Origin of the sequence: Microbacterium luticellae (genome assembly GCF_050408645.1) — a bacterium.
In the GTDB taxonomy this organism is placed as follows: domain Bacteria; phylum Actinomycetota; class Actinomycetes; order Actinomycetales; family Microbacteriaceae; genus Microbacterium.
Window position 1 is genome coordinate 638,788 of the sequence record NZ_JBNTKE010000001.1, and the last position, 25,292, is coordinate 664,079.

21 protein-coding genes and 1 riboswitch are annotated in these 25,292 nt (G+C 58.1%); of the genes, 11 read left to right on the plus strand and 10 right to left on the minus strand.

What is annotated here, in order from left to right; genetic code table 11:
* Positions 1-4 precede the first annotated feature (4 nt).
* The 4 genes from ACQUSW_RS03165 (at position 5) to ACQUSW_RS03180 (ending at position 5,657) form a co-directional block, all read left to right on the plus strand.
* The gene (locus ACQUSW_RS03165; protein WP_428930801.1) at positions 5-1,618 is read left to right on the plus strand and encodes an ABC transporter permease subunit; all 1,614 of its coding nucleotides are present in this window, start codon (positions 5-7) and stop codon (positions 1,616-1,618) included.
* A 1-nt stretch (position 1,619) separates the two neighbouring features.
* On the plus strand, positions 1,620-2,555 hold the full coding sequence (locus ACQUSW_RS03170) for a sugar ABC transporter permease (RefSeq protein ID WP_428930802.1): 936 nt from the start codon (positions 1,620-1,622) through the stop codon (positions 2,553-2,555).
* Positions 2,556-2,557: 2 nt separating this feature from the next.
* On the plus strand, positions 2,558-4,447 hold the full coding sequence (locus ACQUSW_RS03175; protein WP_428930803.1) for a glycoside hydrolase family 13 protein: 1,890 nt from the start codon (positions 2,558-2,560) through the stop codon (positions 4,445-4,447).
* Between the two features lie 452 nt (positions 4,448-4,899).
* A riboswitch (SAM riboswitch) is annotated at positions 4,900-5,016 on the plus strand.
* A 29-nt stretch (positions 5,017-5,045) separates the two neighbouring features.
* A complete protein-coding gene (locus tag ACQUSW_RS03180) occupies positions 5,046-5,657 on the plus strand; it encodes a hypothetical protein (RefSeq protein WP_428930804.1) in 612 nt (203 codons plus the stop codon).
* Positions 5,658-5,723: 66 nt separating this feature from the next.
* Here the strand turns inward: ACQUSW_RS03180 and ACQUSW_RS03185 are convergent, their stop codons facing one another.
* Positions 5,724-6,692 carry a hypothetical protein gene (locus ACQUSW_RS03185; protein ID WP_428930805.1) on the minus strand — a complete coding sequence of 323 codons (969 nt, stop codon included), beginning with the start codon at positions 6,690-6,692 and terminating at the stop codon, positions 5,724-5,726.
* Between the two features lie 166 nt (positions 6,693-6,858).
* Here ACQUSW_RS03185 and ACQUSW_RS03190 point away from each other — a divergent pair, with 166 nt between their 5' ends.
* The 5 genes from ACQUSW_RS03190 (at position 6,859) to ACQUSW_RS03210 (ending at position 13,508) form a co-directional block, all read left to right on the plus strand.
* Positions 6,859-8,736: a glycoside hydrolase family 183 protein gene (locus tag ACQUSW_RS03190; protein ID WP_428930806.1), complete on the plus strand. Its 1,878-nt coding sequence runs from the start codon at positions 6,859-6,861 to the stop codon at positions 8,734-8,736.
* Between the two features lie 179 nt (positions 8,737-8,915).
* Positions 8,916-10,289, plus strand: coding sequence for an ABC transporter substrate-binding protein (locus ACQUSW_RS03195; RefSeq protein WP_428930807.1), 1,374 nt, complete (start codon positions 8,916-8,918; stop codon positions 10,287-10,289).
* Positions 10,290-10,358: 69 nt separating this feature from the next.
* Complete coding sequence (locus tag ACQUSW_RS03200) at positions 10,359-11,285, plus strand: carbohydrate ABC transporter permease (protein ID WP_428930808.1); 927 nt, start codon at positions 10,359-10,361, stop codon at positions 11,283-11,285.
* Positions 11,285-12,184, plus strand: a complete 900-nt coding sequence (locus ACQUSW_RS03205) for a carbohydrate ABC transporter permease (protein WP_428930809.1) — start codon at positions 11,285-11,287, stop codon at positions 12,182-12,184. Before ACQUSW_RS03200 ends, ACQUSW_RS03205 begins: the two co-directional genes overlap by 1 nt.
* Positions 12,185-12,203: 19 nt before the next feature.
* On the plus strand, positions 12,204-13,508 hold the full coding sequence (locus ACQUSW_RS03210) for an ABC transporter substrate-binding protein (RefSeq protein WP_428930810.1): 1,305 nt from the start codon (positions 12,204-12,206) through the stop codon (positions 13,506-13,508).
* A gap of 10 nt (positions 13,509-13,518) precedes the next feature.
* Here ACQUSW_RS03210 and ACQUSW_RS03215 read toward each other — a convergent pair whose 3' ends face one another.
* The 9 genes from ACQUSW_RS03215 to ACQUSW_RS03255 all read right to left on the minus strand — a co-directional run bounded on the left by ACQUSW_RS03215 (position 13,519) and on the right by ACQUSW_RS03255 (position 22,998).
* A complete protein-coding gene (locus ACQUSW_RS03215) occupies positions 13,519-15,117 on the minus strand; it encodes a DUF4185 domain-containing protein (RefSeq protein ID WP_428931268.1) in 1,599 nt (532 codons plus the stop codon).
* The gene (locus ACQUSW_RS03220; RefSeq protein WP_428930811.1) at positions 15,110-16,213 is read right to left on the minus strand and encodes a DUF4185 domain-containing protein; all 1,104 of its coding nucleotides are present in this window, start codon (positions 16,211-16,213) and stop codon (positions 15,110-15,112) included. Before ACQUSW_RS03220 ends, ACQUSW_RS03215 begins: the two co-directional genes overlap by 8 nt.
* A 3-nt stretch (positions 16,214-16,216) precedes the next feature.
* A complete protein-coding gene (locus tag ACQUSW_RS03225; RefSeq protein ID WP_428930812.1) occupies positions 16,217-16,963 on the minus strand; it encodes an SDR family NAD(P)-dependent oxidoreductase in 747 nt (248 codons plus the stop codon).
* Positions 16,963-18,087, minus strand: a complete 1,125-nt coding sequence (locus ACQUSW_RS03230) for a glycoside hydrolase family 172 protein (RefSeq protein WP_428930813.1) — start codon at positions 18,085-18,087, stop codon at positions 16,963-16,965. Before ACQUSW_RS03230 ends, ACQUSW_RS03225 begins: the two co-directional genes overlap by 1 nt.
* 138 nt (positions 18,088-18,225) lie before the next feature.
* A complete protein-coding gene (locus tag ACQUSW_RS03235; protein WP_428930814.1) occupies positions 18,226-19,029 on the minus strand; it encodes an alpha/beta fold hydrolase in 804 nt (267 codons plus the stop codon).
* A gap of 60 nt (positions 19,030-19,089) precedes the next feature.
* On the minus strand, positions 19,090-20,331 hold the full coding sequence (locus ACQUSW_RS03240) for an McrC family protein (protein ID WP_428930815.1): 1,242 nt from the start codon (positions 20,329-20,331) through the stop codon (positions 19,090-19,092).
* Positions 20,328-22,196, minus strand: a complete 1,869-nt coding sequence (locus tag ACQUSW_RS03245; RefSeq protein ID WP_428930816.1) for an AAA family ATPase — start codon at positions 22,194-22,196, stop codon at positions 20,328-20,330. The genes ACQUSW_RS03240 and ACQUSW_RS03245 overlap by 4 nt, the downstream gene beginning before the upstream one ends.
* Positions 22,197-22,572: 376 nt before the next feature.
* Positions 22,573-22,749 (minus strand): glycerophosphodiester phosphodiesterase family protein, encoded by a 177-nt coding sequence (locus tag ACQUSW_RS03250; RefSeq protein ID WP_428931269.1) that lies wholly within the window; start codon positions 22,747-22,749, stop codon positions 22,573-22,575.
* 6 nt (positions 22,750-22,755) lie between these two features.
* The gene (locus ACQUSW_RS03255; RefSeq protein WP_428930817.1) at positions 22,756-22,998 is read right to left on the minus strand and encodes a PI-PLC domain-containing protein; all 243 of its coding nucleotides are present in this window, start codon (positions 22,996-22,998) and stop codon (positions 22,756-22,758) included.
* Between the two features lie 57 nt (positions 22,999-23,055).
* Here ACQUSW_RS03255 and ACQUSW_RS03260 point away from each other — a divergent pair, with 57 nt between their 5' ends.
* On the plus strand, positions 23,056-23,373 hold the full coding sequence (locus ACQUSW_RS03260; protein WP_428930818.1) for a nucleotide pyrophosphohydrolase: 318 nt from the start codon (positions 23,056-23,058) through the stop codon (positions 23,371-23,373).
* Positions 23,360-25,078, plus strand: a complete 1,719-nt coding sequence (locus ACQUSW_RS03265) for a DNA/RNA helicase domain-containing protein (RefSeq protein WP_428930819.1) — start codon at positions 23,360-23,362, stop codon at positions 25,076-25,078. Before ACQUSW_RS03260 ends, ACQUSW_RS03265 begins: the two co-directional genes overlap by 14 nt.
* The last annotated feature ends 214 nt before the right edge of the window (positions 25,079-25,292 follow it).

Sequence of the window (25,292 nt, forward strand, 5' to 3'; positions counted from 1 at the left end):
GCCCATGACAATCAACCCCGAAGCACCAGCTTCAGTAACGCCGCCGTCAGGCCGCCAGCGACGTGCTGCCGCGATGGCCGATGCCGCCAGCGGTGGCTGGAAAATGGTGCTGACAAAAATTGTGCTCGTGGGCCTGATCGACGCCCTCGCACTGTATGCGGCATTCGTGCTGTTTCGCAGCGACCAGCTTGTGCCTGCCATTATTGTGCTCGCGGTCGCTGCGTTTGCCACCTGGATTTACTTTAGTCGCGGCAAACTACCGGCGAAATATTTGCTGCCTGGCCTCATTTTCCTCTTCGTCTTTCAAGTTTTTGCGGCGATCTATACCGGCTATGTCGCCTTTACCAACTACGGCACAGGACACAACAGCGATAAAGACAGTGCTGTCAACTCGCTTATGCTTTCTGCGCAAGAGCGCGTACCCGACTCCCCCGCCTACGGTTTAACAATTGTTGAGCAACTGGGCGAATTCTCATTCCTCGTCACCGACCCCGACGGCGAAGTCTTTTTGGGCGGCGACGAACGGCCGCTCGAGCGGGTCTCGAATGCTGATATTGATGGCGGCAAAGCGGTTGCAGTGCCTGGCTTTACGTCGCTGGGCTTTTCTGACATTGTCAGCAACCAGAAAGCCATCGCCGACATCGCTGTGCCCCTCAGCGACGACCCCAACGACGGCGTTCTGCGCACACCCGACGGCTCGCAGGCCTACGTGTATGTGTCGAAGCTCGTCTACGACGAGGCAGCGGGCACGATGACCGACACACGCACAGGCGTTGTGTACTCAGATATCGGCACGGGCGCGTTCACCGCCGATGACGGCCGCGAACTCATGCCCGGCTGGAAAATCACGGTGGGTGCCGACAACTTTGTGCGTGCTTTTACCGAACAGTCCATCCGCGGCCCCTTCTTTGCCGTACTCACGTGGACCTTCGTTTTCGCGTTCTTCTCAGTCTTCACCTGTTTTGCTCTCGGGCTTTTTATTGCGATCGTTTTTAATGACCCACGCATGAAGTCGAAAAAGTATTACCGCGTGCTCATGATCTTGCCCTACGCCTTCCCCGGCTTCTTGTCGGCGCTGGTCTGGGCGGGCATGATGAACCAGGAGTTTGGTTTCTTAAACGTCGTACTCTTCGGTGGTGCCGATATCCCCTGGCTCACCAACGAATGGCTCGCCAAGTTCTCCATTCTGCTGGTGAACCTGTGGCTTGGTTTTCCGTACATGTTCTTAATCTGTACCGGCGCGTTGCAGGCACTCCCCGAAGATGTTCAAGAGGCAGCCCGCGTCGACGGAGCCAGCACGTGGCAGATCTTCCGCGCAATCAAACTGCCACTACTGCTCGTCTCGGTGGCCCCACTGTTGATCTCGTCGTTTGCGTTTAACTTCAACAACTTCAGCCTTATCTACATGCTCACCGGTGGCGGACCGCGTGACGCCTCAGCCGGTGTCAATGTGGGTTCCACCGACATTTTGATCACGATGGTTTACAAGGTTGCCTTCGTCGGATCAAAGTCTGACTACGGGTTGGCGAGCGCCTTCTCGATCATTATTTTCTTGCTCGTCGCTACGATTTCGGTCGTCGCATTCCGCCAGACCAAGGCGCTTGAGGAGTTGAACTGATATGAGCACGACTCAGCCGCAGTCAACGATTGCGATCATCACGCGAAACTCCGGTGGTCCGGATGCAACCAAGCCACCGCGTCGCCGTTTCTCCAAGTACTTCAAAGAAACCGGTTGGCGTCACATTGTCGGCATCGTGGTCGGCGCATTCGCGCTGTTTCCGCTGCTCTATGTTGTCTCGGCCTCACTCAACCCGGGTGGTACGCTGCTGACCGCTAATTCGCTGTTTAGCAACTTCAATATCGACAGCTATGTGACACTCTTTACTACTCCGCGGCACCCGTATGGCGCGTGGTTTGTCAATACGCTCGTGATCGGGCTCATCACTGCGGCAGGAACTGTGCTGCTGGGGGCGCTAGCTGCGTATTCTTTTTCGCGCATGCGGTTCACTGGCCGTCGTTTTAGCCTCACTGCCCTGCTGGTTATTCAAATGTTTCCGCAAATGTTGGCCATGGTCGCCATCTTTTTGCTCATGGTCACGATTGGCGACATCTTTCCCGCGATCGGTCTCAACTCGCAGATCGGCCTCATCATGGTGTATCTCGGTGGCGCGCTCGGTGCCAACACCTACCTCATGTACGGGTTCTTTAACACGGTTCCAGCCTCGATCGACGAGGCCGCGAAAATCGACGGCGCCGGGCACGCTCGTATTTTCTTTACGATCATTCTGCGGCTGGTCGCACCCATTCTGGCCGTCGTTGGACTGCTGAGTTTTATCGGCACCAGCAGCGAATTTATTCTCGCAAGCGTTATTCTGATCGACCCCGATAAGCAGACTCTCGCGGTCGGCTTGTACAAGTTTGTCTCTGACGAGTTCTCCAAGAACTGGAGTGTGTTTGCCGCCGGTGCCGTGCTCGCGGCGATCTTGCCCGTGGCACTGTTCTTGTCGCTGCAGAAATACATTGTGGGCGGACTCACCGCAGGAAGCGTGAAATAACGATGACGATGCTCTTACCTCATCACGACGGCTCGCCGCTATATGTGTCGAACCAGGCACCCGAACTCGGTGAAACCGTGATGGTCCGGCTGCGCATACCTGCAGAGTTCGGACCGGTGAAGGCGGTACGCACCCGGTCAAACCCCGACCACGAGCCGGAATGGAGTACGGCCGAAAACCTCGGAGCCATCGACGCCTGGCAATGGTGGCAAGCGCCCATCACAGTACGCAATCGGCGTCATGGGTACCGTTTTGTCGTGGTGCGTGACGACGATTCGGTCGTGTGGGTGAACCAGTCCGGTGTTCACAGCGGCGAAACCCTCGACTACGACGATTTCGCTCTTGTGGCGCATCCGGCACCCCCGGCATGGCTACATGAGAGCGTCATGTATCAAGTGTTCCCCGATCGTTTTGCGCGTTCGGCCGAAGCCGACCAGCACCCGGTACCCGACTGGGCCATTGCCGCCGCATGGGACGACCCTGTCGAGCCTGCCATGCCCGGCCGGTCGCAACAGTTTTATGGCGGCGATATCCCCGGCATCATCGAACGGCTCGACCACCTTGCTGCACTCGGGGTGAACCTGCTCTATGTCACCCCCATTTTTCCTGCCCGCTCTAACCACCGCTACGACGCTTCACGTTTCGATACGGTCGACCCTCTGTTGGGCGGCGACGAAGCCTACATTCGCCTGATCGAACAAGCGCATGCACGCGGCATCCGGATTATTGGTGACCTCACCAGCAACCACTCCGGAGACGGACACGAATGGTTCCAGCAGGCATACGGCAACCCCGACGCCGAAACCGCGTCGTTTTACTACTTCACCAACGACACCAACACCGACTATGTATCGTGGCTCGGCGCCCGCTCACTACCCAAGTTTGATTGGGCCTCGCCGCAGCTGCGCGAAAAATTTGTGACCGGCGAGAACTCTGTCGTCGCCCAGTGGCTCAAGCCCCCGTTTTCTATCGACGGCTGGCGCATAGACGTGGCAAATATGACCGGCCGGTACGGCGATATCGACCTCAACGCCGAGGTCCGCAACCTGTTTCGCGAAACCATGTACGAGTTGAATCCGGATGCCGCGCTGCTGGGCGAATCAACCAACGATGCCGCGAGCGACCTGCAGGGCGACGGATGGCACGGCGCCATGACCTACCCATCTTTCACTCGGCCCGTGTGGGGCTGGTTGCAGTCAGGAACCTACGAGCCGTGGGTGAATGCCGAAGGAGAAACCTGCACAGAACCCTGGTTCTTTGGCCAACCGATCGGCACCATTCCGCACTATTCTGCCGCCGACGTGGTGGCGGCGATCACGCGATTTACCGCGGGAATTCCGTGGCGGGTGCGGCTGGGCAACATGCAGGCCCTCGACACACACGACACGGGGCGCTTTGCGACCGTCGCCGCAGAAGGCACCGTGCCTGTCGCTGTCGGACTCGCAATGACCCTGCCGGGCGTACCCGTGGTCTTTGCGGGCGACGAATTCGGTGAACTCGGTGCCGACGGTGAAGCCAGTCGCACCCCCATGCCGTGGGGCACCGAAAACGAACCCGGCGTGGCCGAACGCCTCAACACCTACCGCGAGCTCATCGCGCTGCGCCGGGAACACACATCCCTCAGCACCGGCGGGTTGCGCTGGATTTACGTCGATAACGAGTCGATGGTCTTCGTACGCGAGTCACCGCAAGAAACAGTACTGGTACTAGCCACGCGAGGCGACGCCGATATTGCCATTGCTGCTTCGGCGATTCCGGATGCTGGTGCCGCCACGCTGCTCTACGGTCAAGCCACACTCGCCTCCTCCACCGACGGAAGCGCCGTGCTCACTGCGCCCGGCCCGGCCTTCGCGGCGTGGGCTCTTCCCGGCGTGCGCGTGCCGGTGAGTTAGGAACCGGGGTGCCGGGTTTGCCGGGTTGCCGGGGTTGCCGGGTTGCAGGGTTGCACGGGGTGCCGGGGTGCCCGGGGTGCCGGGGTGCCCGGGGTGCCGGGGTGCCCGGTTGCCGGAAACAGGAAAATTGCCGAGCAACACATGATTTCGCGTCAAACGTCCTGCGCTCGGCAATTTTCCTGTTCTCGGCAAAGCAGTAGCGCTCGTCGCAGCAAAAAGTAGCGCGCATCAGCGGCGCACCCCAACAGCATGTTTCTTGGTGGCGCGGCTGCGTTGCACGCTTCTTGCTCGCCCGACTACGTTGCACGCTTCGCCGGACGGCCTCCACGCGGTCGACTTCGCCGCCACCGGCATCGTGCACCTGATGGCGCTATGAGCAGGATCGATGATTGGCCGGCGAATACTCAGCGTTAGGTCGCACCTCGTACCGACTGTGCTACAGTCATTCTCACGTTCAAGAGTCGTGACGCTAAGTACCTGGCTAGTCACGCGACAACCCGAATCCATCGATTCCCGGGTGTCCCAGGGGAAGAACGGGCTCACGAATCCTCGTGATGCAAGTTTCGATGGGGCTCTGCCCCAGAGAGGGGCAGTTTTTATGTCTGCTTCTTATTTTAAGTTCCGCACTGACTTCTGGCCCAATGAGCTCGGACTCGCGGTCGCCGACCGGTTTCCGCTCTCCCCAAACATGGGTATGGCCGTAGCGAAGGCGGTGGCGGCGTTTCTCACCAAGCACCCGCCGGTGGCATTTAAGGGTGATGCTGAGGGCGAGACGCTCACCTTCGATGAGCTGCGGGATCGCCTGCAGTCGGTGTCAAAAGAAACCGAGACCACCCTCAAACGCAAAGAAGAGTCGCGCCCTGCTGACGAGCGCGCGGCCGGGTGGAAACTCGTCGAAGAAGCGCTTTCTGCACCAGATGCTACCGACGTTGTACCCGACGGACCATGGGCGGGTTTTACGCGCGGAGACGCACAGGCCTGGTGCTGGAACCTTTTTCACTACGAACCCACCGGTTTCGTTCACCCCAATTCGCAGGTTCGTGCCGAAGCCTTGCAAGAGTTGCGAGCCGGTTCGCTACCCGCCGTTTTTGGCTACCCTCAGCGTGCTCGTGAACTGGTCTCGTTCGGCCTTACTCCTCGCTCATACCGAGAGCAGGTCGAACAGCCGCACGCGCCCGACTTCAAGCGGCCAGCGCTGAAGTTCAACTAAACGCTCGGCGTCGCGTGTCGTTGCTGTGTAGCATCCGGATGCTAGAGAGCAACGACACCGGCGTCGTTAGTCGAGAGGGTCGATGGCGAATCGGTATGCGGCGCCTTGACGAAACGGTTCAACGATTTCGAAGTTTTCGAATGAGGGGCCACCGGGAATTTCGGAAGCGCTCGCCCAGTATGACCAGCGCGCGTTGACCAGCACTTGCAGTTGCGGATGCGGGTTATCAACGCGCCAGGTTTGACGCGCACGCTGACCAAGAAAGTGCCAGTGTTGTGCGGTGTCTGCCGAATACTGCACGTTCATCGGGTCGTCTTCGTCGCCTATAGCACTGACGACGGCGGTATCGCCCTCGCGACGAAGCTCGTTGAGCCCAAAGCGAGCGTGTTGAGTGAACCCTGTGCCAGAGAAGTCGGGCCACAGTTGCTTCGGATGCACGGTTCTGTGCTCGAGCTCGAGCAATCGCAGGCGCGCCCAGTTGCCCATCGTTGCGGTGAGTACGAGGTTGCGCAGCGGCACCGATGTGTCATGTCGAAAACCAGCGACCTCGACCTCGTGTGGGCGATCATGGCGAAAACGTACGCGCACACACACATCCGCGCCGTTGTCGAACGGCTCAACCCCAATCCATACCGTGAGGTGCTCGACGCCGTCAATGGTTTCGACAACACCTTCGGACGGCGAAAGCGGGTCGCTTGGTGTGCGGGCGGCCTCTTGTGAATAGGCCGACCAGAATCGCTTGCCCTGCTGCTGTGCATCGAGGGTGCTGGGTTCGAGCTCCGAATAACCGCGCTCTGAAACGCCCTCAGGGATCGGTTCAACGGCTATGAAGTTGACCAGGCGATCGCGAGGATGATCCAGATAGGGCGTGAAAATACGCAATAAACCTCGTGGGCCGGGGATGGGGTGAATACCCACCTGCATCCCGCGGGCATGGCCCCATCGAGGCTCCCCTGGCGTGTGACCGCTGGGTCGGAGCCAGTGGCCTTGTGTAGTCGCCTCGACAACGTCGTCGGACAACGAGTGGCGTGACATAAGTTCTCCCTCAGAGTCTTGACGGAATAAACCTTGCTCCTTATCCTGACATGAAATCGGTTTCATAATGCTCGGGAGACAGAGATGTCTCCCGAGCGCCCAACGTTCCTCGCTCACCTACCCGCCTCACGCGTGCGGGTGGGCGCGGCACAGCGAAAGGATCACAGTGGATTCTGCAGTTACCCGATCACCGAGAGGCACGGCGCGAGCCCGGGTCTCTGGTGCGCTTAGCGCGATAGTCGCGTTCGCAGCCTTGGGAGTCAGCGGTGCTCCTGCCATGGCTGATGACCCCGAGCCACTACCGCCATCGCCCGCCGTCATGATTGCTCAGATGACGGGCGCATCGGCCACAACAGACACCGCCGAGAAATGGCGCGTCACCGGCACCGACCTCGGCATCATGTGGGACAACGGCAAAGGAGAAATTCTCACAGCCCTCGGCGATACCTTCGGCAACTGGTCGGGACCCGGCGGAGGCGGTGGCGACTGGCGTTCGAACGTCTTGCTGCGCTCTACCGACACCGATCTCAGCGACGGCATGACATTCGATTCTGCCGTCGAAGATGAGCCAGGCCACGCTGGCGAACTCATTCCCTCGAAGAAGATTCCCGGCGACGAACACACAACTATCCCCACCGCGGGAGTTGCCATCGGTGACCGCCAGTACATGGCATTTATGTCGGTGAAGCAGTGGGGTCCGGCAGGTCAATGGGACACCAACTTCAGCCGCATCGCCTACTCGGACGACAACGGTGAGACGTGGAACCACACCGATGGCCCCACGTGGGAGAACACCTCAACGGGCCCCACATGGGAAGACGGCCAGAACCAGCATCCGTTCCAGATGGTTGCGTTCGAAAAACGTGACGGCTTTGTTTACATGTTTGGCACGCCCAACGGACGCCTCGGTGCCGTGCATGTGGCCCGCGTTGCCGAAGCCGACATGCTCGATAAGGCTGCATGGCGCTATTGGGATGGCACCGACTGGATCGCTGGTGATGGCTCTGAGGCCGCCGAAATTGTGCCGCCCATGAACTCTGAGCTCTCGGTGCTATACAACGAGTACACCGGTAAGTGGCTCATGGTCACACTCGACGGCAAGGCCGACGGCACAATGCTGCTGCGCACGGCCGACAACCCGGAAGGCCCGTGGACAGAAGGCGAGGGCGTAGCAAACTCGTATGACTACCCCGGTCTTTACGGCGGCTACATCCACCCGTGGTCGTCAGGGCCCGATCTCTACATCGCTATGTCTCAGTGGGATCCATACAACGTGTTCCTCATTCGCGTGCAGCTGGATGAAGACGGGTCGCTCATTAACCCCAACCTCATCGTGAACTCCAGCTTTGAGCGCAGCGCCGAAATGCAAGAGCCGTGGGCGTGCAATGGCAACTGTGGCATCGACACCAACTATGCCTGGGCGTATGCGGGCAGCCGCCAGGCGTGGATGCGTAACAATGTAGGCACGATCGACGTGCACCAGCCGGTACCGGTCGAACCGAACACCGAGTATGTTTTCTCGGGTTTTGTCGTTACCGGTGGCACTCCTGCTGTGGGCACGTTCGGCGTGCGTGAGGTGGGCCCTGGAGCACAAATGCTCGGTTCGACGACGTTTGAACACGTTGTTCCGTATCAGCGTTTTGAGATCACGTTCAACTCGGGCACGGCTACAACGGTAGAAGCGTTCGTGGGTACCGATCTTGAGGGCGACCGCTGGGTGCAGATTGACGACCTCGCCGTGGTCAAGGCTGATCCCAACTCCTCGGCACCCGACCCTGAGCCGACGCCGGAGCCCACACCAGAACCGACCGACCCCGAGGTGACGCCCGAGCCCACGGATGATCCAGACCCGGATGCCACACCCGGGCCGGTTACCCCTGGTCCGTCTGACCCCGACGACTCTGGTGACTCCCCCGGCGGCGACCCGCTCGCTACCACGGGTGCCGACGGTGCGGCTTTGATTGCACCACTTGGCGCCGGAGCGCTCTTGCTCATTGCGGGCGTGGCACTCACTGTTTTGCGACGCCGTCAGCGCGACGCTTAATCAGTGCGCGGCTGCAGGGGTTTTTCAGCCTCTGCAGCCGCGTCCCTTGTGCTTGAAATCGATTTCGTCTAACGTGTCGTCTACTTGGTTAAACCGGCACTTGCTTCGTTCAACCAAGACCCGGCACCAGCCGATCACAGCCCGATTCGACGAAGAGTCGTGTTCCTGAGGAGGAACCCATGGCAATCAACACATCAAAGAAGAGGCGCATCGTTCTCTCTGCACTTGGTGCTCTTACTGCGGCAGGCATGCTAGCTGGCTGCGGCTCAAGCACACCGGGTCAGAGTGCCGACGATGGCAAACAAAACGCCGATGGCGTGACCACAATTGAGTTCTGGCACCGCACCTTCACCCCCGTGGAGAACGAGTGGTACGCCGATGTCGTAAAGAAATTCAACGAGGCGCAAGACAAAATCAAGGTTGTCGACACCGAGATTCCCGCCGACGCGTGGGATCAAAAGATGAAGGCTGCCCAGGCCGCCGGTAAGGCACCCGACATTTATACCTTCTCGGCGAGCATTAACGACGCCGTGAACGCCGGTCAGCTGCATGCACTCAACGACATCGTGCCGCAAGACAAGCTCGACGAGATTATCGAGCAGGCGCAGCCGATCTCGCAGATCGATGGAACGTACTACGCGTATCCACTGCTGCTCGAGCCGCAAACGGTGCTGTTCTGGAACAAAGAGATGCTCGATAATGCTGGCGTAGATTCCGCCAACGGCCCCGAGACATGGGACGACCTCATGGCAGCCTGCGCCAAGATTCAGCCCACACTCGATAAGGGCCAATACTGCATCTCTCCAGCATCCGATGCCCCGACGTTCGCTTGGTCGACAGTGGGTCAACAGTGGAACTTTGCCGGCCACACTGCCCTGTCGGATGACTGGACAAAGCCAAACATCAACGACGACGGCTACAAGAACCTCATGGATCGCTACAAGCAGTTGTGGGACGAAGGCTATATGCCCAAGCAAGCCCTGGCTGCCTATGTTGAAGGTAAAGACTTCGGCGAACAGAAGGTCGCGTTCAAGGTGTCGGGTTCATGGATGATGTCAGAGATTGGTTCGGACTACCCTGACATGCTCACGAACACCGGCGTTGGCGCATTCGTGAACTCAGAAGACGCCGATGGTCGCGGTGCTACGACCCTCGGTAACTTCCGCTGGGTTATCGACGCGAAGACGCAGAATGCTCAGGCAGCTGCGGACTTCATGACCTGGGTGCTGGCCGGGGATCCGGAAGTACTCGTGCCGTTCTTCGTCGAGACACAGTTCACCAAGGTTCCCGTTCGCACCGCTGTGCAAGACGCCGTCGCCGACGACGAAGCCGCTGCGGATGCTCCATGGTCAGACATTGTCGTCAACGAGATCATTCCCACCTCGATTCCCGAGCCCACCTACCCGTGGGATGTGTCGCTGGCTGTAGGGACAGCGATGGAGTCGGTCATGAAGGGCGCAACGTCACCGGATGCTGCGATTGCCACCGCTGAGAAAGCAATCCAGACCGTGATCGATCGCGAGAACCTGCCTGACAAGGCTCCGAAGAACTGATCGCCTTATGTCGGGGGCCGATGATCCCGGCCCCCGACATCTCCCTTCACGAAGACGGCAGGAACCACGATGACTACGGTCGAATCGACCGCGCGTTCTCACACGCGCAAACGGCACACGCAATTTCGTTATCGCGACACGAAGCTCGCCTTTCTTATGCTGACACCGGTTGTGGTGTTGCTGGGCATCTTCGTCATTTGGCCGGCGATATATGCCGGGTATCTTTCGTTTCACGACTGGAGCTTTTATAAAGATCCGGAGTTTGTCGGCTGGAAGAACTTCACCGATGTGCTCACCGATCCGCTCTTTACCGCCACGATCGGTCGCGGTTTCATGTTCGTGCTTATGACCGTGCCGCCTATGCTCGTATTGGCATATCTTTTTTCGAGCCTCGTTGTTGCCGTGTCTCGTCGCTTCGCGAGCATTCTTAAAGTGAGCATCTATCTGCCAACCATCATCTCGGCGGTGATCACCTCGATCATCTTCGTGCTCATCTATAACTACTCGGGCGGTCTGCTCAACGCCGTACTCGGTGCGTTCGGAATCGACCCCATCGCGTGGATTGGTGACCCCGCATGGGCTCTCCTGGCGATCGCCGTACCGGCCATCTGGCTCGGAATGGGGCTGACATCACTGATCATGGTCGCCGCGATGGTCGATATCCCCAATGAGTATTACGAGGCTGCGGCCATGGAGGGCGCAGGTTGGTGGCAGAAGACCCTCTACATCACAATCCCGCAGATGAAGAACGTTTTCTTGTATCTGCTCGTAACCGGTTTTGTAGCAGCGATCCAACAGTTCGAACTACCCCTGGTGATGACCGGCGGTGGCCCGCTTGACTCAACCACGCTGCCCAACCTCTTTATCTTCAACCATTTCCGTAACGACATTAACGTCGGCTACTCGATCGCTGCGGCACTGTTGCTGTTCGTGGTGCTCGGGTCAGTCTCGGCGCTGGTGTTTAAGTTCGTCAACTCCGAGAGGCTGGTGGACTAATGGCCATTTTGCAGGGCGAAACCACACGCATTGTTCTTGCCGGAAAAGAACCCACGCGGCGTAGCCGTCTGCCCCGCACAACCGGGGGCTGGCTGGCACTGGCAGGAAAGACAGTAGTCGGGCTCATTTTCATCCTCGCTGCGCTCTTCCCGCTGGCGTGGATGGTCATTGCCGGTTTCAAATCGAAGACTGAGGTTATCCAAACGCCGTTCCAGTTCTTTCCCGAAGTGTGGCGATGGGAAAACTATGCGCAGATTCTCGCAGATCCCACATTTTCGCGCACGATGCTGTGGACCTTCCTCGGCGCCGTACTTTTTACCACGCTGAGTTTGACGATCAACTCTTTCGCCGCCTACGCGTTCGCTCGTCTCGAATTCCGGTTCAAGCGCACCATGTGGGTGCTCGTTATTACGACCATGTTTATTCCGGGTATGACAATTTTGTTGACGAGCTTCATCGTCGTTACACGATTGTCAATGCTCGATACCCTCGCCGTTCTGGTTCTGCCCGGCGCTGCTGCCGCGGCATCCGTTTTCTTTATTCGCCAGTTCTATCTGAACATCCCCGCCAGTCTTGAAGAAGCAGCAATGCTTGACGGCTGCGGTCGATTCGCGATCTTCGTGCGCATATTCTTGCCCCTATCGAAGCCACCGTTCATTGTGATGGGAATTACCGCATTCTTGGCGTACTGGAACTCGTACGTATGGCCCATCATGACGATCACAACGCCGGAGAGGTTCGTTGTGCAGCAGTATCTGGCGACGTTCCGTTCAGAGCGCAGCACCGAGCTGGGTTTGCTCATGGCCGGCTCGGTGTTGGCAGCTGCTCCGGTGATCATCTTGTTCCTGATCTTCCAGCGCCAGATCATCGGCAACATCAAGATGGCGGGGCTGAAGTAACATGCGCAGGCTTACAAAAATGATTCTGGTCATTGGCGTTGTCGGATCGCTCGGCGCTGTTACTGCGTGCGGAAGTGGCGGCGGGGCCCCCGCCGACGATGGCCGCATCACCGTCACCTTCTGGCAAAACAAGTTTTCAAACGAAGACAATGCGTGGTTCAAGAAGGCTGTCGATGACTACAACAAGTCTCAAGACGGTATTCGTGTCGAACTCACGGTCGTGCCCGGCGATGCGTGGGATCAGAAGCTGAAAGCAGCGCAGGCCGCTGGTAAAGCGCCAGACATGTACACCATGAACTACTCGGCCGTACCCATGAATGCGCGCAACCAACAGCTCGCGCCAATCACCGAGCACATTGACGCGGCAGCATGGGACGACCTTGACCCGCGATTCCTCGACGCGGTGACGGTAGAAGGCAAGCAGTACGCCTATCCGCTCTATTACGAGCCCAGTGCGCTGCTGTTCTATCGTGAAGACCTCTTTACCGCAGCAGGCCTCGACCCCGACTCTCCGCCCACCACCTGGGCAGAACTCATCGAAGCGGGCGAAACATTACAAGCCACCGATGCAAAGACGATACCGTTTCAAATAGCACAGAACGCTGTCGAACTCTCGTGGTCAACATGGGGTGCGCAAAAAGGTACGACCGGGCATTTAGCTATCTCCGATGACTGGTCACAAGCCACCGTAACCGACGATTACAAGCCGTTGTTTGAGTTCTATCAAGATCTCTACGCAAAAAAGATCATCGCCAAACAGGCTCTCTCGGCGTACGGTGATGCCACTCCCCTGGGTCAAGGCAAACTTGCCATGATGGCCGCCGGCTCGTGGGCTATTAGCCAGTTGCTTGCCGACTACGACGATATGGTCGGAAAGCTTCGTGTTGCCCCGATGCCGACAGTCGACGGCGACACGACCCGAACGACTTCAACTCTCGGCGGATGGACCATTGGCGTTGACGCCCGGTCACAGCATGTTGCCGAAGCATCGGATGCCATCGGTTGGATGCTGGCGGGCGACATCGACGTGCCAAAGGCGTACTTCACCGGCACCATGTACACCAAGCTCTCACCCCGAATTTCGGTTGATGAAGCACTAGCCGCCGGTGATGACAGTTCAGTGAATCCGTTTTATGACGTGTTGACCGAATCAACAGCAACCGCGATTCTCGAACCAACCTACGACTGGCAGGTGAGCTTGGCGGTCGGCACCGCGCTAGAAAAAGCCATGCTCGGCGGAGACATCGACGAAGCCATGGCCGAGGCCAACCAGAAAATCGAGAAGGTCATCAAAGACCTCGGTTTGGCCAAACAGCCGCACTAGGTTCCCGGCACTATGGCCACACTTCGAGTTCGGCGATAGAGGTAAAACGCATGGGGCCGCCCGGTTCACCAATGAGGCGAATACCGTCGGCAACGATGGTGTCGAATGTGAATGTGTACTCGTCGTGTTCTAGTGCTGTGAAGTCATGGGGGTATGCCGGTTCGCAGGTGAGACCGGTAACAGGGTGCCACTGGCCGTCGATGCGGGCTTCGACACGCGGTCCCTCAGCAAACCAGCCGCCGAGCGAGTCTTGACCGCCCGGCACGTAAACAACGCGCGACATCCGCCGTGGTGATGCCCACTCATAACCCCACACGTCTTCTCCGCTGCCGGGCCCGAAGGCTGAGTCTTCGGCGATAGTGCGGTCGTTGTCATTGAGCACGCTTTCTTGCCCCTCACGCACTCGAGAGACCACGGGCGATGCTCCGTCGAGCGCAAGGTTTCCGGATGCTACGGCTTCAACGTCGGTACCCGGTTCAAAGCGTATGCGACGCAAGCCAAAGCAGTAGGCGCGTCCGCCACGTGATGAAGCGGGCACGAACCAATTGCTTTGCAGCCACATTTCTGTGCCGTCGACAGAAATAAACTTCGACGGAATCGTGGGAGCATATCCGCCGTGTTTGGCGAGTGGCGATCGCGGACCGTGCCACGGGAAGTGCCCGAAGTCGTGACTGTGCAGATGCCGCCACGGCCCCCACGGCACGGGTGCTTCGAAGAATTCGAAGGTGTATTCGCTCCACGTTGAATAGATGTATCTGCCGAGCCCAGGGTTCCAGACCACTGATCCCTGAGCGATACAGGTGAAGTTATGCGCGGTCATACCGAATGCCGGTGTGGGATAAAAGCGACGTTCGTCGACCAGTACGGGCCGCTTATGGTCGATGCTGCTGCTCCACTGCGGGGTGCCATCGGTGGCGGTGCCGGCATAGAACTCCCACGCAGCAATATCTTGTACGTTTTCGGCGCGAACACGGCCCAGGTAGAGCGCCGTAGGATCAGCAACTTTCTTCGAGAACGACGTGCGCCAGTTGCCATCGATGCCGAACGCGTATACCCAGGCAGAGTTGCCGTTAGCCTGCCCGAGGTCAAGAAACATGACGGTCGTGAAAACATGGTCAGAAAACATAGGGTTTCCGCCCCAGGTCCAGGTGCGTCCTTGGTCATCGCTGCGCACAATGGTCGCAGCATGTGCCTCATTAAACATGTCGGCCGTACCGTCGCAGCAGAGGTCTTGTACCGCCAAAAACAACACGTCTTTGCCGTCGAGATTGACACACACCATGCCAGTGGGTTTGCGGTTAAACCGACTCGAATCCCAGATGGGCGCAACAGCATCGCCGTCGGCCAGGCGTTCGCCGACGAGGCCCGTGTCGGGCGTTCCGTCGATGCGGTTGACGAGAATGTCGCTCCAGTTGTGGCGAGCAAATCCTGTTCCATCACCCGCGGCTGCATACAGTGCACCGTCGGAAGCCCACGCTGACGGCCATAAGTCGCCATCACTGGCGGTGAGCACGGTATTGGCCTGGTCGACGTGGGCGACGCGCAGACGAAGAGCATCCGGAGACAAACTTATCGGCACACCATCAATAACCGGATGCTGCTCATTCATCACCGAGCCTCATTTCTCGTAGCCCGAACCAGTACGATGTGACTCCTGCTGGGGCACACGGGCACACGTTCGATTGCACCCAGACGATGGATTCGTCGTCGGAGACATATTTTGATGGCACGGTTGTTCCGTAACCGCCGATGCGTTCGCCGGTCCACGGGTATTCGCCGAAGTCTTCCGACAGAATGCTCTGCCAAGGGCCCCATGGCTGCGGAGCTTCGTAGAACTCGAAGGTGAACTCAGTCCACGAGGTGTAGAGGTAGCGGTCGTGTTTGGGTAGGTACGTTACGCCACCTTGCGATAAGACACTCATACCGTGGGCGCGCCGGTCGTCGATGAGCACGGGTTGTTTCTGCACGATGTCGGTCGTCCAGGCAGGGGTTGGGTCGCCTGGGTTGCCCGCATAGAACTGCCACGTGGCGGCATCTTGTATGGAATCGACCGGGGCGCGTGCCAGGAACAGTTCGGTCGGGTCGGGTGCTATGTCGGTATAGGAGTCACGCCAATTCCCATCGAGTCCGTAGGCGTATACGTATGCATCGTCGGGGCGGTGCTGGGCGTCTTTTCCGTAATCGGCGAACCATATGGTGGTGAAGACTCCGTTGTCGAACATCGGCGCTGTGTCGTTCCACTCCCATGTGTTTCCGTGGTCGTCACTGCGTGCGATGGTCGATGCGGGCGCTTCGTTAAAGTCGGGGCCAAGGTCTTGCACAGCGAGGTACAGCGCGCCGTCGATGCACAGCATCCCGGTGGGTTTGCGGGTAAACCCTTCACCCGACCACACTTGGCCCAGGTCGTCACCATAGGCGAGGGCTTCGCCGTCGAGGTCGTTATTGGTGGGAGTGCCGGTGACTCGGTTCATCACGATGTCGCTGAATTCATCGCCAAACCCGGCGCCGTCACCGTTGGCGGTGTAGAGCGCGTCGTCATCTGACCAGCAGTTCGGCCACAGGTCGCCGTCAGAAATGCCGATCGCTGAGGGGGCGTTGTCGATATGGGCGACGGTCAGTGGCGTAGGTGACCCAGTGCAGCCACCCAGAACGAGTGAGCCGACGATGAGGGCTCCGGATGCCGCAACAAGACGCGCGTTCACCATTGCTCACCACACCGTGTAGCCGCCGTCGGCAATAACGTCTGAGCCGGTCATAAAACTGGCATCGTCAGAGGCCAGAAAGAGCACCACTGATGCAACCTCATCAGGTGTGCCAATGCGCCCCATAGGGGTGCGTTCTTGCCAGATAGTACCGAGTTGAGGGTCGTCGGTAAGCACCTGGGCGGTGAGGTCGGTGCCGATATAACCAGGCGAGACGCTGTTCACGCGCACGCCGCGGTCGGCCCACTCCCCCGCGAGTGTTTTGGTCAGGTGCACAACCCCGGCTTTCGCAGCGTTATAGCTCACCTGTTTTTGGGGAAAGTTGCTGACGCTGCCACTCATAGAGGCGATATTTATGATCGAGCCGCGCCCCGCTTCGAGCATGTATCGGCCGAACGCTTGACACACATAGAACGTGCCCGAAAGGTCGATGTCGACCACGCGCTGCCAGTCGTCGGGTGTCATCTCTTCAGCGCTGGCTGATCGCACGATTCCGGCGGCGTTGAGCACCACATCTGGGGCGCCCCAGCGAGTGACGATGTCGGATGTGACGGATGCCACAGCAGCGGCATCCGTCACATCAACCCTCATAAACTCAACATCGGAATAATTGTCGGTCATCGCCAGGTCGAGCACCACGACACGGCTTCCCTGCTCGACGAACCGTCGCACGGTTCGCAGGCCGATACCGCGCCCGCCGCCGGTGACGACGACGAGGCGGCCGGCCAGAGAAGGGTAGGTGGCGTAAGCCATTATTCGCCTTGCGGCGCGCGTGGTGGTGTGGCACCAATGTCGGGAACAGCGGCACTACCTAGGTGTACCTCCATATCGTCGGCCGACGGTGTAGACGGCCGCTTGGCTGTGGGGCGATCAAGGTAAAACACGGCAGTCGAGGCGATATCGTCACGCAAGGGCAGATAACGCCATCCACTGCGCCAACCAAGAGCCTGAATGTCTACCTTGGGGAGCCCTGTGGCGAAGTGGATCGGGTCGGTCACGTGCCACCTGTACATCCCGAAGCGTTGCTGGCTCACGTAGAGGCCATCGGGTCGGATCACCTGTGGCATGCCGAGGTACGGGGTAGAAAATTCGGTATATCCCTGACCCGGAATATCGAAGTTCCAGGCGCCACCAAAGTAGTCTTCGGTGCCGGTTCCGCAAATGGTCGGGTAGTCGGTGTCGTCATCCATGTAGAACTTAATTTCGCCTTCACCCCACCAGCCGTTGGAGTTCACCCCCCACGCGATATAGGTGCCGACGTAGTGGCCCTGACCTTCAATGCCTTCGACAATGACGTGCGGGGTGCGGTCTTCGAGGGGGTTGGAACGGCGCCACTGCGCATGAAAGTATGCGTCGTTGCTGTAGTCACCACCGGTTTCGTAGGTGATTTGGTAGTAAACACGGGCATCGACGGTCGAGGTGTTTTCAATCGTGAGCTTGGCACCCTCGCGGAAAGGCATTGGCCAGTAGGAGTTGAAACCGCCGTGAGGGTTGGCGGCGATCATTTGCGAGTTGACCTGCGAGAACACGCCCCAGCCATTACAAAAGAAGTCGCCGTATGGCACTTCGACGGCGGGCTCGTCCGAGCCATCCCAGTAGGCGCGCAGTATGAGTGTGCGCCAGTTGTCGGTGTGCGTCGTGATCCAGATATGTGTGATGACGCCAGGCTCATCGATATTGGCGAGGTCAAATGTTTCACCGGCCTTGATGTCGACGCTCGGCGAGATTTTCCACCCCTGGCCGAGGTCGCGCGCGCAGTCGGCCCCGGTTCCTTCCGTTGCGCGGCCTCCTCCACCGGCAGAGCCATCGAAGTTCTCAGGTGAAATAGACCGCGTGCGAACGGAACGCAATGCAGCAAGTGATTTCAGATCAGACATTCGTGCACTTCCTCGTGTCGTAGATAACGGAGCGTCTCCGACACAGTACCCATTTCGCGCTGATCTTGCAATCGATTTCATGCCTGCGTTAGCTCGTAGGCGACAGCGCGCACCGCGGACCTGTTCAGCGCCTGAATATCAGCTCGCGACGCGGCCGAAAAACTGGGCGGCTTGCGCAGGCCACGCGCTGATGGCTTCGAGCGTTTCTGCCACACGCATGGTGGCGTGCGGCATGAGTCGCGCAAGCTCTTGCGCCGTCGACAGCGGGTGGGCGGGGTCGGTAGCCCAGGCGAGAATGAGCGCGGGCACTGTGATCTGTGCCACCAGCTCTGGCGCGGGCAGGTCGCTATTGGCGCACCCATGCATCATGGTGGCGATGAGGTCGAAAGCCACGTGCGGCACGATGCTGGGAGGTGCTTCAGTAAAAATGGGGGCGCGCGGGCCCGAGACCCATTCCTGGTGAAACTCGGTCTCTGTTTTCGTGGCGACGTCACTGGCGATCGTGCGGTATACGCGAGCTTGTGCAGGCCGAGTGCTCCACGCAGTTGGCGGGGCAGCGAGGGTTACGGAGCGAAAGCGCTCGGGGCGTTGAGTGAGTGCGTGCACGATAGTACCCGTGCCCATCGACGTACCGACGGCATACACGGGTTCGCTGGGCGATACCGCGTCGGCAAGCGCTAGAAGGTCGTGAGCTAACTGAGGCCAACGAAAATCGTGCTCTACAGCGCGCGAGCTCGATTCACCATGGCCGTGTGCATCGTAGCTAACCACCCGAAACCCCGACTCAGCCATGTCGTCCCACAGCGGCGGGTACTGTCGATCGGCTCGACGGCTCCGCGCCATTCCGTGGGCAACAATGACGACCGGGCCTTCACCGTGCTCATCCCACGCCAAGCGGCCACGCTCACCGTCAAGATATTTTGTTTCCATAGCCGCCATCATTCAAAGAAGTCTTCGTCAACAGACTGTAACGAGCCTAAACCGGCATGGCGCCGAGCACCGCTACGCATGCGTGAAACCGGTTTCGTTTCTCGACGCCGATACTCGTGCCAGAGGCTGTGAGGCACCGGCAACGGCCCGCCACATAGATCTCAACATTTCGTCTGGAGAAGCCGAAAGGTCAAGTGGCCATTCTCGAATCGTGACAGCAGAGTTCATCACGCGTCTGTCGACGGGATCACCGCCCTGTGCATACACCAATACCGCTCGTTCGAGGCCCACTGTCGTGCAGTAGGCCAGCATTTGGTAGAGATCGGCGTTTGCGTAGCGTCCGGTGTTAGAGGCTGCCTTATATTTGGCGTCGTACACCATGACAGGACGCTGACCGTCGTACTCCAAAAGATCGATCGACATGGCGATGCGCGCACGGTTGTCGGTGCGGTCGGTATCAAAAAGCCATTCTCGTTGCGACTCAGCCCGCCTTCCGTGCGCGGCAATAGCCTCACGCAATGCTGCCGTGACAAAATCTTCGAACACGCGCCACATCTCGACCACGAATGACGCTATTTCTACCCCGTCGTCGCCCACCTGTGCCGACATGTTGCGCAAAACCAATTCGGCTAAGCGCAGCGCCGAAACATACCGGGCGTTCATTCGGCTAGGTCGCCACGATGGTAGACGCAGCCCTGGCCGCAATACCGACACCCCGTCTAGTCGGTTATCGAGATGCGCTAGTCGCGATGCCAATGCTGGGTTCAGACGTGGCACGGCTCGCATTCGCCGTAACGCCGTGCGTACGATGCGATTCTCGGGAATGTCGGCCATGTATTCGTCGTAGCTGATCTCGATGGGCCAGATATGACCCGGATGCTGGCGCAACTGGTCAACTACTCGAATTCGGCCGCGTACGACCAGCGAAGATTCTTCTTTCGTCTCATATCCCTGCAGTACGCCGGCCAGAAGTGCTTGTTCGGTCTGCCGTGCTAACGATTCTGCGAGCAGCGGCCAGAGTTCGTCATACTCTTCTGCCTCAACAACGTCGGAACGAAAACCGGGATCGGTCGCATAGCCGAGCATAAAAATAAGGTGGGAGAGTTTCACTTTCTGCTTCGGCCATACCTCGATCTGCAGGTCGCCGACGCGTACTGCACCGACCCGCCCGTTCGACTGCAACACAGCCTCACTACCAGCACTCACTACTTTCACCAGTTGGCTTGTTTTGAGCGCATGCAGCTGGGCTTCCGTGAGAGGAAGCGCGAACGGTTCAAACGACTCGCGAAGCGTAAATCGTCGAATGTGTGTCACGAGATGTCGGCGAGCCCTTCGTCACTCACGCGCTCGTGTTCTCTGCCGAACTCAACCGCATCACCATCGTCTGTTAATCTCGGCTCTCCCCTGCGAGCCTTGCGCGAGAGCGCTGCTAACCCAAACTGTGCCCGCACTTGCTCGGGCGTGATCCTGCCGTAGAAGTGGTCGTCGAGCAACGGCAAAATATCGTATTTCCAGATACGTTCCAGACCCGGTTGCGTCGCCGCCGACGACGTCATCAGATACGACGGTCCGACCTGAAGATCGCGTTCGTCAATACCCTCATTCAATGCCGCCAGCAGGCGCGCGCGGTAGCGTGTGCTTCCCTGCGCAGAAAGGTACGCGTCGAGCACACCCGATACCGGTTCTATCGACGGATGCAACTCAACGAACGGAAACCGCCGCCGAATCGCGGCATCGACCATAGCGATCGAACGGTCGAGAGTGTTCATTGTTCCGATGATGAAGAGGTTCTTCGGCAACCGGAAGTCTTTGCTAGGGCTGTATTGCAGACTAATCGCCTGGTCACGGTACTCCAGCAGGTAGTACAACTCGCCAAACACTTTGGCCAGGTTGGCACGATTCATCTCGTCGATGATCAAAACATACGCCTGCGACTCATTACCGGGTGTCGTCGCCTCAGCAACCAATTTTCGCAGCGGTCCTGGCACGACGCTATAGGTTAGATTGCCGTTTTCTACCACCGGCCGAAGCCCCTCAAAGAAATCCTCATACGAGTACGAAGGGTGAAACTGCACGGTTTGCACTCGGTCTGTCTCGGTGCCCACGATGTGTCGCCCGAGAGCTTCCGCCACAAACGTCTTACCCGTTCCGGGCGGGCCGTAGAACACCATCTGTCGGCGATCGGCCAGCACGTCGAGCCACTCCTGCAGCACGGCACGCGGCATGAAAAGGTCGGCGGCGAGACTGTCGGAAGCATCCGGAATCATCACTGAGCTGGCAACCTGCAGCGAGTCGGCATCGATGTCGTCAGCTGTATCGGTAAAAGCGGCCGCGAGCGCTGCGAGCGCGTCGATAGCGATAGTCAGGTCGACGACGTCGCCTGGTTTGTCGAGCAGCCCGGGCACCGGAACGGGTAGGTCGGCGCGTGCAACAGGCTCGGCGAGCCAGTCGACGCTTCTGCGCAGCATGGACTGTTCATGAGTACTCTCGTACGGTTCGCCCACGAGTGTCCCGATCCACGCGTGATCGTCCGACACGGTGAGCACAATATCGTCGGCGCTCATGCGCACAATAAAGGCTTGTGCAGCCTGCGTGATCTGCAGGCGTTGCGCGTAGTCAAGATGGGGGTACCCAGAATCGACTGCCTCGCGGATATCGGTCTCGGTTGCCGTTTCGGTATCGATGGAGAGGTTCTGTGCAGAAAGCGAGACGAATGATTCACGGCGCCATGTTTTGGCGAGCGTGCTGCCGCCCTGTCCTGGACGAATGAGCCATGCGCGCCCGCCCACCGCATGCTTGGCTCGGCCGCGTGTGCGCCCCCACTCCTCACCTGAGACACTGGGTATTTGAGCACTTTGACTGCTCTCGTCTACGGATACGATCTCAGCTGCAGCAGCCCACCCATTTTCCGTCAACGCCCAGAGGCCGCGTTCTGACTTCCCCGCACTGAACGGCGCGATCAATCCAGCGTCCACCATCTGATGTCGAACCCATGCCACCTGGTTCTCCCATTTAGGCTCGTTTCGGGAATGTACGCTTTGTCGATCTTCGTCTGTGAAGGTTTCGCCGAAAGCGTTATCAATCCACGTCAACACATCGCGCTTCGTTGCGCTTCCTCCAAGCGCAATTAATGCCCGGAGAATATAGTCACGCAATACCGACTGCGAAGGAACCACCATGGTGATCATCCTGTCTCATTCTTAGCTAAGCAACTGGTCACCTGGAGCCGACAGGCTTCCGAAGGCCACGCTTTCAGTCCAACACCAACGATGCGGACTCTCAATTTACGACTAACTGGCATGAGCCAACGGAGAGCGGTGCTATATCTTTCCACAATGGCCTCACGCAGCGACTTCGCCGCGGCGGCCGTCCAAGTCGTATCAGTGCGCGCGATGGGTGACGGCTCGCCGCGAAGTGCCGGGCCCAGAATGGCCCATGCCGCCGCGTCAATAGCAGGCTTCATCCCTGAACCGCGTGGATATTCGGTGTCGAGATCAGGCATCGACCTTCCCCTCTCTCACCCGGATACCTGCACCAGAAAAGTATCGGGCGCTGCTAACCGGTGGTCTTCACGAGTGTACGGGTTTCCAACGCCTCGACCGGAAGATTGGTGATGATGCCGTGAACGCCAGAATTAATGAGCGTGACCCAGGTTGCGGGGTCATCCACGGTCCACGCGCGCATTGTCATTCCGGCTTTGTGAAAGCCCTCAATAATGCCGGGTTCAGCCAGTGAAGACTAATGCGGATGCACCTCTGAAACCCCGATCCGCTCCATGTACACCCACGGGTCAATGAGGCCGTCAGCGTACAGAGCCGCGAGGGCTACTTGCCTGTCTTGCTCGCGTAGTTCGCGCAAGAGTCTGTGGTGAAAAGACGACACCACAATGCGGTCCGACATGTGCGATTGAGCAATCGACGCCAGCAACACCTCGACAATGCCGGGGTATGGCCGTAAGAGGTTTTTAACCTCAACGTTCAAGTGAACATCGGTGGGTGCGAGCAGAGAATGGTCTTGGTGATTGATAGCTTTATAGCTATGACGGAGAAACTCGTTCGTGACGCCCTGCGCGATTTCGTTGCAGAACGTAACTGGCAACAGTTCCATTCCGCTGAAAATCTGGCTAAGAGCATCAGTATCGAAGCCGGTGAACTATTGGAGTGTTTTCAGTGGGGCGACGCAGATGTCGATTCTGCCAAGCATGAGCTAGCAGATGTACTCACTTACTGTTTGCTACTCGCTGATCACCTTGGTCTTGAGCCGAACGCAATTGTCCTGGAAAAACTCGCTCTCACGCGTGAAAAATACCCGGTCGAAAAGGCGCGCGGTCGGAGTGACAAATATGACCGCCTTTGAGTTAGAACGGTTCCCGTTTGCCACTGACCATATCCGCGCTTGGGGCTCAGCTAGTCCGAAGCATCGGAACTGGCCAGTCGTGTACGTGCTCAACAACGAAAACGAGGTGTATGTTGGCGAGTCGCTCAACGCTGAAGGACGCATACGTCAACATCTCGATTCTCACGAGAAGAAAAACCTCCGCTGGGTACGCGTTGTCTTAGACGAAACGTTCAATAAATCGGCCTGTCTCGATCTTGAGTCTTTTCTCATTCGCATGTTTTCTGGCGACGGCCACCTGCAAGTGCTTAATCACAACGCAGGTATCACCGATGCCGACTATTACAACAGAGAGATGTATAAGAAGACTTTCGACGCAGTATTTGAGAAACTTCGTACACATGAGCATCTGTTCCAGCGATCTCTGCCTGAGATTATCAACAGTGACCTATTCAAGCTCTCACCGTTTAAGGCGCTAAATCACGATCAGGCCATCGCCATCGAAGACATCTTAGAGGGGCTGTTCTCCGACATTGAAAGTGGAACCCCTAGTACAGTCGTCGTGCAAGGAAATCCGGGAACCGGAAAAACTGTAGTCGGGATCTATCTCTTGAAACTGTTGGAGGACATCCGCAGACATAATCCAGAGGAACCGCTGGAGAGCGATTCAATCTTCAGTGACTTCTTTACTCCCGGATATGCAGAACTTCTCGCGCCACTACGGGTAGGTATCGTCGTCCCACAACAATCGCTCCGCGAATCAATTTCCAAAGTATTTGACTTAACTCCTGGTTTGCATAAGAGTTCAGTCTTCACTCCATTCGGCGTTGGTGAAGCCGATAAACCATTCGATCTGCTCATTGTGGATGAAGCGCATCGGTTAAACCAGCGCGCTAATCAACCATCCGGCCCACTCAACAAGAAGTTCGCCGATATCAACAAGAAGCTTTTCGGCGTTGATGACCCGAATCTCACTCAGTTGGACTGGATTCGTAAGCAGAGCACACACACGATCCTCATGCTCGACACCGGGCAGAGTGTACGCCCGGCGGATCTATCCACGACAACAACAAACGCTCTGTTGTCTGAAGCTTCAGAAAGCGGTCGGCTCTACCCGCTGCGTTCTCAGATGCGCATCGCCGCAGAGCAAGACTATGTCGGTTACATTCGAGCCGTTCTTAGCGACGATCCACCGACTGTGCGCGAGCATTTCAGCGATTACGATCTGCAATTCTTTACGAACTTCGCCGAGATGCGTCGCGAGATACATCAGCGGGAAGAAGATCATGGTCTCGCCCGGATTGTCGCGGGTTACGCGTGGCCATGGCACAGCAAGACTGATAAGAGCTCCTTCGATATTGAGCTCGACGGGGAGCGCATGTGCTGGAACTCGACGCAGCGTGACTGGATCAACTCCCCTGGATCAAGCGGTGAGGTTGGATCAATTCACACCGTGCAGGGGTACGACTTGAACTACGCCGGCGTCATCATCGGGAAAGACATTCGTTACGACCCTGAAAAACAGTGCATCGTTTTTGATCGCGATGAGTACTACGACAAAAAGGGACGCGAGAACAACCCTAAACGCGGTATCAGTTACTCCGACGAAGACCTGCTTACGTATGTTCGCAATATTTATGTCGTTCTCCTGACGAGGGGAATTTATGGAACATACATCTACGTAGTCGATGAGCCGCTCCGGCGCCACTTGTCCAAATACTTTTGACGTGCGCTCGTCGAATCGCACTTAGTGACTGACTTCACGTCGAACCGTGCAGGACTCTTCTTGGCGAACCTGTAAGAAATACTTACTAGTTGCCTCGAGGCTATGCTCAACGTGCTCATAGATGTTGCGCACGAGCATCGAGATGTTCTCACGCCAACTCTCAGATAGTTCAGCAATCTCAACATTCAGCTCGGTAATGTCAAGGACCTCACGT